The sequence below is a fragment of the Herpetosiphon llansteffanensis genome, assembly GCF_003205875.1.
GTDB lineage: Bacteria > Chloroflexota > Chloroflexia > Chloroflexales > Herpetosiphonaceae > Herpetosiphon > Herpetosiphon llansteffanensis.
The window spans coordinates 11,805-22,675 of the sequence record NZ_PUBZ01000109.1 but is presented as its reverse complement, the minus strand read 5'-3'; the positions used below and the strand labels follow the sequence as shown (position 1 = coordinate 22,675).

Annotated in this window: 10 protein-coding genes; 6 read left to right on the top strand and 4 right to left on the bottom strand. The window is 50.7% G+C overall.

Annotated elements, in window-relative coordinates:
- Positions 1–36: 36 nt before the first annotated feature.
- The 3 genes from C5S61_RS16885 to C5S61_RS16875 all read right to left on the bottom strand — a co-directional run bounded on the left by C5S61_RS16885 (position 37) and on the right by C5S61_RS16875 (position 2,087).
- Positions 37–429 (bottom strand): response regulator, encoded by a 393-nt coding sequence (locus C5S61_RS16885; protein ID WP_110516710.1) that lies wholly within the window; start codon positions 427–429, stop codon positions 37–39.
- Positions 430–440: 11 nt separating this feature from the next.
- Positions 441–974 (bottom strand): HNH endonuclease, encoded by a 534-nt coding sequence (locus C5S61_RS16880; RefSeq protein WP_054534795.1) that lies wholly within the window; start codon positions 972–974, stop codon positions 441–443.
- Positions 975–1,109: 135 nt separating this feature from the next.
- Positions 1,110–2,087, bottom strand: coding sequence for an aldo/keto reductase (locus tag C5S61_RS16875; protein WP_110516708.1), 978 nt, complete (start codon positions 2,085–2,087; stop codon positions 1,110–1,112).
- A gap of 476 nt (positions 2,088–2,563) precedes the next feature.
- Here C5S61_RS16875 and C5S61_RS26630 point away from each other — a divergent pair, with 476 nt between their 5' ends.
- The gene (locus C5S61_RS26630) at positions 2,564–2,947 is read left to right on the top strand and encodes a hypothetical protein (RefSeq protein WP_124033451.1); all 384 of its coding nucleotides are present in this window, start codon (positions 2,564–2,566) and stop codon (positions 2,945–2,947) included.
- A gap of 140 nt (positions 2,948–3,087) precedes the next feature.
- Positions 3,088–3,732, top strand: coding sequence for an SH3 domain-containing protein (locus tag C5S61_RS16865; RefSeq protein WP_164689568.1), 645 nt, complete (start codon positions 3,088–3,090; stop codon positions 3,730–3,732).
- A gap of 93 nt (positions 3,733–3,825) precedes the next feature.
- Here C5S61_RS16865 and mgtE read toward each other — a convergent pair whose 3' ends face one another.
- Positions 3,826–5,184 carry a magnesium transporter gene (gene mgtE, locus C5S61_RS16860; protein WP_110516702.1) on the bottom strand — a complete coding sequence of 453 codons (1,359 nt, stop codon included), beginning with the start codon at positions 5,182–5,184 and terminating at the stop codon, positions 3,826–3,828.
- Between the two features lie 515 nt (positions 5,185–5,699).
- Between mgtE and C5S61_RS16855 the strand changes: the two genes are divergently transcribed.
- From C5S61_RS16855 to C5S61_RS16840, 4 genes are read left to right on the top strand one after another with little or no spacing between them, the layout of a single operon-like run.
- Positions 5,700–7,853, top strand: coding sequence for a diguanylate cyclase (locus C5S61_RS16855; RefSeq protein WP_110516700.1), 2,154 nt, complete (start codon positions 5,700–5,702; stop codon positions 7,851–7,853).
- A 60-nt stretch (positions 7,854–7,913) separates the two neighbouring features.
- Positions 7,914–8,675 (top strand): gamma-glutamyl-gamma-aminobutyrate hydrolase family protein, encoded by a 762-nt coding sequence (locus C5S61_RS16850; RefSeq protein WP_110516698.1) that lies wholly within the window; start codon positions 7,914–7,916, stop codon positions 8,673–8,675.
- Entirely contained in the window at positions 8,672–9,436 is a 765-nt protein-coding gene (murI, locus tag C5S61_RS16845; protein WP_110516696.1) for a glutamate racemase, read from the top strand. Before C5S61_RS16850 ends, murI begins: the two co-directional genes overlap by 4 nt.
- 4 nt (positions 9,437–9,440) lie before the next feature.
- Positions 9,441–10,808 carry a VWA domain-containing protein gene (locus C5S61_RS16840; protein ID WP_110516695.1) on the top strand — a complete coding sequence of 456 codons (1,368 nt, stop codon included), beginning with the start codon at positions 9,441–9,443 and terminating at the stop codon, positions 10,806–10,808.
- The last annotated feature ends 63 nt before the right edge of the window (positions 10,809–10,871 follow it).

The following is a 10,871-nucleotide window of genomic DNA, read 5'->3' as shown; positions in this document are numbered from 1 at the left end:
GCATTTTTAGGCCAAATTAACTACGGCTTTTTGTCGTTAGACCGCCACTTGCCAAAGTGGAGCGACCCGACTCATCGCCTGTCGCAATTCATCAAGCGTAAATGGTTTGGGTAAAATCACGGTTAATGGGTCTGCATTAAGCTGGGCTTCTTGATGCACGATACTATTAATTGCGGCAGTGCAGACGATCACTGGCAAGCTTTTGGTGTTGGGCTGCGCCCGTAATTCACGCCACACATTCAAGCCATCCATCCCCGACATCATCACATCAAGAATCAGCAGTTCTGGCGGATTTTGGATCAACTTTGGCAACGCTTCGAGGCTCGAAGCCCAGTGGTGAATTTCCCGAATGCCAATATATTGCAACATCACATCAATTAACTGTTGAAATTCACTCGAATCATCGACCACCGCAATGCGCTGTAACATACCCAAACTCCTTATTGATCGTCCTCCACTGTTTGAAAGGACGCAGGCAGAAATTTACGCCATTCTTCAAGACCAAGCCCATGCATCCGGCGTTCGATTAAATAGTATGGGCTTGCAAACGGGCGAAAGGGTGGCCGAATTAAGCGCATTCGTGCCTCCTCAGGAGTACGCCCACCCTTGCGATGATTGCAAGTGCGACAGGCGCTTACCAGATTTTCCCAGCTATGTGCACCGCCGCGGTGACGGGGCAACACATGGTCAAGCGTGAGATCAGCACTGATCCGATTGCAGTATTGGCAGGTGTAGTGATCGCGACGGAAAATTTCACGGCGAGAAAGCTTGACGTTTGGCAAGGGACGACGAATCATATGGCCCAATCGGATGACCGACGGACAAGCAATCGTGTCGTTGGTCGTGTGCAACACGGCGTGGTTGTGTTCCAACACTTCGGCTTTACCACCCAACACAAGCATCAAGGCACGGCGTGCAGAGCAGATATTGAGTGGCTCGTAATTATGGTTGAGGACGAGTACGGGAGAGTTCATCGCGATCAGACTCCTTCGAAATGGAAGATGCGATGTAGTTGCCCGTGGTATTGTATCATTGCCCCTACGCCTTGGCAACGTTTCTCAGCAAAAACCAATCTTACGATGGAGCTTCGTCGGCCATCCGAATGATGTTTAGACGTTCTCCCAAGCACTTAGGTTGTCTAAAGTTGCCCGATCTTCGGCACTCAGTTCAAATTCGGCAGCGCCCAAGGTGTCTTGCAATTGCGCGCTGCTGGTTGCACCAATAATTGCCGAGGTAATTGCTGGTGCGCCAGTGACCCAAGCAACTGCCAGTTGGGGAATGGTTTTGTGATGCTTTTCTGCTAACACTTCCAGCTGATCGATCAATTGCCACAATGGCTCGCCCAAGCGTTTATCGTCACGGCCACGTTCAGCAACCCGCGTGCCCTCAGGAATTGGCTGCCCACGCCGAAACTTGCCAGTCAACAAGCCGCCAGCAAGTGGGCTATAAACAATCACGCCAACGCCATATTTCAAACACACTGGTTGCAGTTCGCGCTCAAATTCTTCGCGATTGAGCAAATGGTAATGCGGTTGCAACGAATCGTAGCGGGCTAGATTCAGCTTGTCGCTCGTCCACAGGGCTTCCATCAATTGCCATGCGCGATAATTCGAGCAGCCGATGTAGCGCACTTTGCCAGCTCGCACCAAATCGTCAAGCGCGCGTAGGGTTTCTTCAATTGGCACTTCGCCATCGGGAAAGTGGGTTTGATAGAGGTCGATGTAATCGGTTTGCAAGCGCCGCAAGCTGGCATCGACCGCCGCGATGATGTGTTTGCGCGAAAGCCCTTGATCGTTTGGTTGGTCGCCCATTTGGCCGCGCACTTTGGTTGCGAGCACAACTTTATCGCGCCGACTTGCATCTTCGGCCAACCAACGCCCGATAATTTCTTCGGTTTTGCCTGCATACGAACGCGGGTCCCAGCGCGAATAGACATCAGCAGTATCAAAAAAATTGATGCCTGCATCAAGCGCTTGGCTCATAATGGCAAACGACTCTGGCTCCTCGACACTCCAGCCAAAAGTCATTGTGCCCAAACACAATTCAGAAACTTTAAGTCCAGTTCGGCCTAGTTTGCGATAACGCATGCTGCTTCCTCCAAACAAACTATTGATCCACGAAGAACACGAAGGACACGAAGCTTGCAACCGCGAAGATCGCGAAGATCGCAAAGGTTGCTTTTTTAGCCTCGAGCTTTGAGCCTTCATTCTTCGCTATTCAGTGTACTATCATTAAACGAACCATGAATGTTATATTTTGGATGGGTGGTCTGTACTTAATTGATAAGGAGTAGCTGATGAGATGGAAACGCTTGGTTGGTAGCCTTAGTCTCCTGGTTTTTCTTGCGGCCTGTAACACAACGCTGAACCACGACGAGCGCGATGCGATTGCGCCCAGAGTGTTGGATCTAGAGATTGATGATTGTAGTATTTCCCCAAGCCGAGAATATGCGCTAATTGTACAGATGAATCGCCCTGCCGCTGAGCAGTATCAAATATATTCCCTAATCACGAAACAGCCTATCGTCCTTCCTGAGGCCGATAAGCATGCCTATGGAGATCCAATGGATTGGATGCTTGGGGCAAGCAATGATGTGTTGATTGTCATGCCGCATTGGCTGATTGATCTATCGACGGCAACTGTGACAGATACTCGAAAGACTGATCCACATAAGACAAGCCCATGGTGGAGTACAGGGCCGCGTTTCATTGATAACAGTGTCTCACCCAATGGCCTCTATAACATCGGACAAGGAACCGTCTGGTTTGTGCCAACCCCAGGCGCATCACCGCTAACTCCAACAATCGTTTCGGTTGAAAATTCTGTTGCCAGATTGTGTGGCAATGCATGGGAAGCAGATAGCCGTGGGCTATATTTCATCGATTATGGTTATCACGCTCGCTCAACATCGCCAGGGCCGCTACGTTTTTTGGAGATCAACCCTTAATCTATCAGCAGGCTGAGCAAATTTTGAGTGCGAATAATTCTGGGCTTGTAGGATTCTTCTTGCCCAAACACCAAACTTCATTGATAATAGGCACTAGTAAAGCGACCTAGAGTAGTTGCAGCGATGAAAGGATGACGGCGATGAGCCAAAACCGCTTTCGTCCCTATGACCGTCCAGATGACGAAACCAGCCCAACCGCCCCTACCCGTCGGATTGACCCAGCCGAGTTACGCAAAGATGATCAGTCGTGGCAAGGCATGGTTAATAATGATTGGCGCTCAGAGCGCCGCCGCGCCAACACCAGCCGCACCAGCCCAATCGACACATTCAATACCCAAGGTGTCGCCTCGTGGCTCAGCAAAGGTGGCTATCGCTATGTTGTAATTGCCACAGTCGTGGTGATTGTACTGATTATCTTCATCTTATATTCGAATCGGCCTGGTAAAACTGAAGATCCCAATAACAACCAAGGCTTGAATCTGCCCAACCAACCAACTTCGCAAATTGTCGTTGGGCCATCACCCACACTAGAGGGCTTGGTTCCTACCGATAACGGGACGATTCCTAGCGAAGGCCCTGTTTTTGCGGTCACTGGCACTGGCAGCGATGGCTTGTTCTTACGCGATCAGCCTGGTGGCAATATTGTCAAAACGATGCCTGAGGGAACGCAATTAACCAAGCTCTCCGAGCAAAATATTGATGGGACGTTGTGGTTCCAAGTCCGCGAGGTTCAGACCCAAGTTGAGGGGTGGTGTTCGGCGCAATTCTTAGTGCCAACCCAATAGGCCCTAAAAACACGAACGGCACGAGGCAATTGATCTTGCAACTCGTGCCGTTCTACTGGTCTGGCGGGTCGTTATCAGTAGGCATAGACGCTCCTAGATTAAATAGCGAATTAAGATCGTAGCTAAACCAAGCAGGCAGCTATAGCCAGTTACATCGGTCACGGTGGTCACAATCACGCCTGAGGCCAACGCTGGGTCAACCCGAAACAACTTGAGCGTGAGCGGCACAACCGTGCCAGCAATTGCCGCTGATACCAAATTTAGCAACATCGCACAGCCTGCAACCAATCCCAACATTGGATTGCCCTGCCACAACCAGCCAAGCACACCAATTGCGCTGCCAAATGCTACGCCATTGATCGCCCCAATGCCAACTTCGCGACCTAAGGCGCGGAATCCTTGGCCAGTTGCCACTTCACCCAAAGCAATCGAACGTACAATCAAGGTCAGGGTTTGAATGCCTGCATTGCCGCCCATGCCTGCAATAATTGGCATAAATGGCACTAGCGCCGTCACTTTTTCGACCGTACCATCGAAGTTGCTCACCACCCAAGCCGCCAAAATGGCTGTGGGCAAATTGACAAACAGCCAAAATAAGCGCCGTCGCGATGAGCGAAACAATGAATCTTCAACATCTTCGTCTTGTGGCAAGTTGGCGAGGCGATACATATCCTCGGTAGCTTCTTCTGCGATTACGTCGATAATATCGTCGGCAGTAACCGCGCCGACAATCCGCCGTTGCGCATCAACCACGGGCAAGGCCAACAAGTCGTAACGAGCAAGCAAGCGCGCACATTCTTCTTGGTCGGTTTCAACACTGGCGGTAATCACGTTGCGATCCATAATGTCGCTGAGCTGAGTTTGGGCAGGAGCCATGACCAATGAGCGCAAACTTACCACGCCAACCAGCGCATCGTTGGCATCAACCACATACAAATAGTAGACCGATTCATCTTCTGGCTGCAAACCGCGCAGCAATTCGATTGCCTGTTGGGTGCTTAATCGATCACGCAAGGTCACGACATGCGAGGTCATCAAGCCGCCAGCGCTCTCCTCGTCGTGCTGCATCAATTGGCGAACATCGTCGGAATCTTCTGGGTCCATGGCGGCAAGCGTGGCAGCGATTTGGGCTGGCTCTAACTCGACCAACACATCAGCTGCATCATCCGGCTCCATTTGCTCAAGCAAATCAGAAAGCTGATCGCTGGTGAGGGTTTCGGCCAGTTCCACTTGCGAATCGGTATCAAGCTCAATTAAAACATCTGCGCCATGCTCAAGGTTGAGGCGAGCAAAAACTTCGTAAAGCTCATCGGATTCGAGTTCATCGAGGATCGCTGCTGCATCGGCAGCGTGTAGGTTGGCAACCAGTTGACTTGCTTGGTCGATTGCGCCAGCATCGAGCGCAGCCCGCACGTCATCTAAGGTTGGCCGAATATCGAGGATTTTGGTCATCGGACACCTCCATGTGGCAAACACACAACGAGCGGGAATTCCCGCTCACTGGTCTAGCCAATCAGAGGTAATTCCGCTTGCTTTGTGTTATCTTCGGTTGTAGAACCATCAGTACTCATACGTCGGGCAGTATACCACGATTTATTTGGCTGCTAGAGCGCGCCTCTGCCAGCCAGCAAACTCACCACATGGGTTATGACTTTGGTACTGTCTTAAGTACGCGAATGTACTACGTGACATAGTGTACAATAGCCCATAGTAATTAAAAGTGTTAACCAATGTTGGGCTAAAAGCCTATCTATGCCGATTTTTAGGCCGCAACCAGTGGTATGAAGCCTGCTTAAGCCAAGTGAAGCCGCCAAGCCAAGCTGCTTGGGCACTTGCATGCTAGGCTACAATACAGCCATGAGAAGAGCTGCGATCGCCGACGGATATTCATAGACAAGCCGAAAATCAACCTGTTATAATAGGCCACAACGGTGTTTACTAATCGCACAAAACGACCTGGACGCGACATGACCAAGCGACGACCCGTGCTACGGCTTTCTTCGCGGCAACGAACTCACTTTCAAGCCAATCCTTTGCGAATTCGACGCATGATTACCGAGTTGCATGCGCTCCACGAGATTCGCCATGCGATTAATCAAGCCTTGGAATTGGATACGGTGCTTGAGGAGATTTATAGTCAAACATCGCGATTAATGGATACCCGCCAGTTTTATTTGGCGTTATATTCGCCTGAGTTGCAATTGATCGAGTTTGCCTTGGCGGTCGAAAACGGCCAACGGGTTTCGTGGCCCTCACGACCCTATGCCGATGGCTTAACCGAATGGATTTTGCAGCATCGGCGGCCTCTCCGCATCAACGACCATGACCACAATGCAACGGTTGCCCCCATTATTGTTGGCCAGCCGGTGCAATCATTTTTAGGGGTTCCAATTGTGCTTGGTGAGCAGGTACTTGGGGTGATTAGCGTTCAATCGGTCGAACGGGTTGAGGCCTATTCTTCTCACGACGAACAAATTTTGAGCATGATCGCTGATCAAGCAGCAGTCGCAATTGCCCACGCCAAACGCTTTGCAGCGGTTGATCAACAGCTCCAAGTTCGGGTGGCCCAACTCGAAACCCTCGAAGCAACTATCCGCGATTTAAACGAAACCCTTGATGTTGATACGATTCTCAATCGCTTGCTCGACCGCATTCAGCCAATTATGCATGCTGATGCAGGTATGGTGTGTTTGCTCGATCCCGAGCAGCAACGCTTGTATATTCGGGCGATTCAGGGCTATCCTGCTGAAATTCGGCGCTTTCAATTTGAGGGCTGGCCGATTGATCGCGGGATTGCTGGCTTGGTTGCGCGCACTGGCCAGCCAGATTGGACTGCTGATATTCGTGATTCTGGCTATTATGTTAATTCGCGACCAACCACATTAAGTCAAATGACGGTGCCAATTGTCCATAGTGGCAAGGTTTTAGGCGTGATGATTTTGGAAAGTGATCGGGTTGGTACATTTAATCAGGATACAACCCGTTTCGTTAGCCAAATTGCTGATCATGCGGCGCTTTCGATTCATAATGCGCATATTCATCAACAGGCGGTTGAACAACAAGCTTTGTTGGCTCAACGATCACAACAACTCAATGAAGTGTTACGCATTAGCCAAGCATTAAGCGCAAACCTCAATTTAAATGATTTGCTGCCAGAAATTGTACGTGCGATTCAAGCCAGCTTAGGTTTTAATATTGCCTTGCTCAGTTTAGTCGATCAAGAACGACCAAGCTTTATGCGGCGGCGTGCAGTAGCTGGCGTGCCTGATGAGCGCTGGTTTGAATTACGCGATCAATTAGTAGAAATTAATTGGTATCGGAGCGTCATGCGCGAGGAATTTCGCATCAGTCGCTCATATTATATTCCCCACAGCCATACCAGCTATACAGCAATTTGGGGTAACAGCGATGATACCTATCGCGCTGACTTGGGCGAGCGACGACCGCATGAATGGCATCAAGATGATGCATTGTTTGTGCCATTGTACGATTCAGATAATAATTTAATTAGCATTCTCTCTGTTGACGATCCCCGCGATCGGCGTAAGCCTTCGTTTGAATCGGTGCAAGTGCTCGAAATTTTTGCAACCCAAGCGGCAATTGCAATTGAAAATGCCCATCTGTATACAATTACGCAGCAATTAGCAATAACCGATGGATTAACTGGTTTATTTAATCAACGCCATTTTATAACAATGCTTGATCGTGAAGTTGCCTTAGCCTATCGTTATGAGTATCCATTATCATTATTAGCCTTAGATATTGATTATTTCAAGCAATATAACGATAAATATGGCCACTTAGTTGGCAATGTGCTATTGCGTGATTTTGCGCGCTTGGTTTGCGATAATGTGCGCGATGTTGATATTGTTTCACGCAATGGAGGCGAAGAATTTACGATTATCCTGCCGAAAACCGACCAAGAAGGCGCAGTATTGTTAGCCGAACGGCTGCGCACCTGCACTGCCGAGCATCTTTTTGGTCAAGGCCACATTACGGTGAGCATCGGCGTGGCCACCCTCAACAACAATTGGGATGCGCACACGCTGCACGACCAAGCAGATCAAGCCTTGTATCGGGCAAAAAACTCCGGGCGTAATCTGGTTATCAGCGTCCCATAATCGTCAGCTTTTTTGCGGTCGTGCTAGAATGGCAAGAGCAACACAATCAAGGAGTGTCCTATGCCATCACGCTTGCCGATTATTGGGATACCGTGCGCAACCTATGCCCGTCCGCATCCCTACCCTCTCGCTCATGGCAATAATCAAACCTATATTCGCGCAGTTGAGGTCGCAGGTGGCGTGCCGCTTTTGATTCCCTTGGTGGAGCACGAGGCGGCATTATTTGCGGCATTTCAGGCTGTCGATGGGTTATTATTCGCTGGCGGTGCGGATCTTGACCCTGCTTATTATAGCGAGGAGCCACACCCTGCGCTGGGCACAGTCAACCGCGAGCAAGATCGAGTTGAGATGCAGCTTTTGGCTTGGGCCAAGCACTATCACAAGCCAGTTTTTGCGATTTGCCGTGGCTTTCAGTTGTTGAATGTGGCCTATGGCGGCACGCTCTATCAAGATTTACCCTCGCAGTACCAGCCCGAACTTAACCACGATGAGTCATTTACGCGCCAACAACGCGATTTGCCAGCCCACGAACTGCGCCTCAGCGACGATTCAAAATTGGCTGAATTGCTCGGCACAACGCCATTTGCCGTCAACACCATGCACCACCAAGGAGTCAAAGATTTGGGTGCTGAGCTACAAGCAGTTGGTTGGTCGGATGATGGCTTGATCGAAGCGGTCGAAGATCCGCAACGGCCTTGGGTTGTCGGCGTACAATGCCACCCAGAAGAACTAGTGCTCGGCGAAGATCGGCGCTGGCAAGCGATTTTTGCGGCCTTTGTTGAGGCAGCCCGTGTAAACCGCAACGAGGCGATTCAGGCATGAAACAGCGACCAATTGGCATGTTCGATTCAGGGGTTGGCGGCTTATCGACCTTGCGTGATGTACGAGCACTCTTACCAAATGAACATATTATCTATTACGCTGACACTGGCAATTGCCCATATGGCGGGCGTTCGCACGAAGAAATTGTAGCCTTGGCCGAGCGAGTTACCCATGTTTTGCTCGAACGCGGGGTTAAAATTATTGTCGTGGCCTGCAACACTGCAACCCTGCATGCCGTTGATTACTTACGCGAACATTTTAGCATTCGCTTTGTGGGCATGGAGCCAGGCATCAAACCAGCAATCGCCCAAACCAAAACAGGCGTAGTTGGCGTGATGGCCACCCAAGCCACCGTCGCAGGTGAACGATTTCAGCGCTTGATCGCTCGTTATGCAGGCGATGTTCAGGTTGTGCCACAAGCATGCCCAGGTTTGGTCGAATTAATTGAGGCTGGCGAATTGCAAAGTGCCACAACCCGCGAAGCTGTGAAGCGCTATGTTGAGCCATTGCTCAAGGCAGGCGCTGATACGATTGTCTTGGGCTGCACCCATTATCCATTTTTACGACCCTTAATTGCCGATGTTGCTGGGCCAAACATTGCCTTGCTTGATACTGGCGCAGCAGTGGCACGCCAGACCCAACGCCTGCTTGCCACCGATGATCTGCTTAATCCACAAAGCGAACCAGGCAGCATCGAATGGCTGACCAGTGGCGATCCAGCAGATTTTGCCAAGCTTCGGCAATGTTTAGAAATCGAGTAAGCCTATGACGAGCTTAGATCTCAGGCTCACCCTTTCGCGCAGTAGCGTACCCGCCAACAACGGCGAGCAAGTGTTGTATGTGTTGGCCGAAGTGCTTGGCCAAGGCAAGGCCAATCAACGTATTCCGGTGCACTGTGTCTTGTTGGTCGATTGTTCGCCTTCGATGCGCGTGCCAATCGCCGATAGCACGCTGTTTCGCGAATTAATGCGCCGTGGAGCCGCTCACGAAGTGATGCTCGATGGCGTGCCAGTTTGGAAAATTCGCGACGATTTGATGGATGAAGTGCGACGACGAGCACAAAGCCCTAGTCGTTGGCTTGGCCAGGCAGTGCGCGGAGCCGCTGAGCGCTTGAATGCAGATGATCAGCTTTCAATCATTGGCTTTGCTGAAAAAGCTCATGCTGTGCTCAAAGCCAAATCGCCAAGCGATGTGGTACGGCTTGAAGGCGCGGTGGCAATCCTTGAACGCGGCGACCTTGGGCGCAGCACGCGGCTTGCCCCAGGCTTGCGCAACACGATTGATCTGCTCGATAGCATGCCAAGCACTGGCCTTTCACAACGGATTGTGTTGCTCACCGATGGCTTTGTTGAAGATGATGAGCAAGCGTTGGCCTATGCCCGCCATCTGGCCGCCCGTTCAATTCCAGTCTCGACAATTGGCTTGGGGGTTGAGTTTCAAGAGCAATTGCTGATGAGTTTTGCTGATCAGAGCGGCGGTCAATCGAGCTTTATCACCGACCCCAGCGACTTGCCCAACTTGCTTGACCTTGAATTTGGCCGTGCGCATGCGATTATTGCTCAAAAGGCGCGGCTTGATTTGCGTTTGGCTCACGATGTGCAAATCAGACGGATTTTGCGCATTCGGCCAGCCTTGGGCGAAGTGCCAATTCCTGAGTTCGAGGCTGGTTCGGGGAGTTTAAGTTTAGGCTCAATCGAACAACGAGCCAAAGCAGCTTGGCTGCTCGAACTGCGCATTCCCGACCATGTGCCAAATATCTATCGCTTGCTGCGGCTTTCGTTGCAGGCCGACGATCCGCAAGGCCAAGGCTTGGAGCCAATCAATCGCGATGTTGTGATCGAATATCATCCACGGGCTGACCAAGCGCTCAACCCAGAGATTGTGGCAATTTTGGAACGGGTGACGGCATGGCGCTTGCAAAACAAAGCCCTTGAGCAAGCAGCCCAAGGTGATCAAGCGGGAGCAACACGTCAATTGCAAGCGGCAGTAACGCGTTTGGTCGATTTGGGTGAGCATGAATTGGCCGAACAAGCAGCAGCAGCCCAACAAACACTCCAAGAAACTGGCCAAATTGACCCTGAGCAAACCAAAAGCTTGCGCTATGCAACCAGAAGATTGACAGAAGAACGATAATCAGAAACATTCGGATAAGCTTATTCGTCCAAGAACAAGGAATTTTTTGTTGTTCTAGACCTA

What these genes read in the sequence shown, in the direction of transcription:
- C5S61_RS16885 (WP_110516710.1), bottom strand. Translation starts at nt 429, where the DNA reads ATGTTACAGCGCATTGCGGTGGTCGATGATTCGAGTGAATTTCAACAG.
- C5S61_RS16880 (WP_054534795.1), bottom strand. Translation starts at nt 974, where the DNA reads ATGAACTCTCCCGTACTCGTCCTCAACCATAATTACGAGCCACTCAAT.
- C5S61_RS16875 (WP_110516708.1), bottom strand. Translation starts at nt 2,087, where the DNA reads ATGCGTTATCGCAAACTAGGCCGAACTGGACTTAAAGTTTCTGAATTG.
- C5S61_RS26630 (WP_124033451.1), top strand. Translation starts at nt 2,564, where the DNA reads ATGGATTGGATGCTTGGGGCAAGCAATGATGTGTTGATTGTCATGCCG.
- C5S61_RS16865 (WP_164689568.1), top strand. Translation starts at nt 3,088, where the DNA reads ATGAGCCAAAACCGCTTTCGTCCCTATGACCGTCCAGATGACGAAACC.
- mgtE (WP_110516702.1), bottom strand. Translation starts at nt 5,184, where the DNA reads ATGACCAAAATCCTCGATATTCGGCCAACCTTAGATGACGTGCGGGCT.
- C5S61_RS16855 (WP_110516700.1), top strand. Translation starts at nt 5,700, where the DNA reads ATGACCAAGCGACGACCCGTGCTACGGCTTTCTTCGCGGCAACGAACT.
- C5S61_RS16850 (WP_110516698.1), top strand. Translation starts at nt 7,914, where the DNA reads ATGCCATCACGCTTGCCGATTATTGGGATACCGTGCGCAACCTATGCC.
- murI (WP_110516696.1), top strand. Translation starts at nt 8,672, where the DNA reads ATGAAACAGCGACCAATTGGCATGTTCGATTCAGGGGTTGGCGGCTTA.
- C5S61_RS16840 (WP_110516695.1), top strand. Translation starts at nt 9,441, where the DNA reads ATGACGAGCTTAGATCTCAGGCTCACCCTTTCGCGCAGTAGCGTACCC.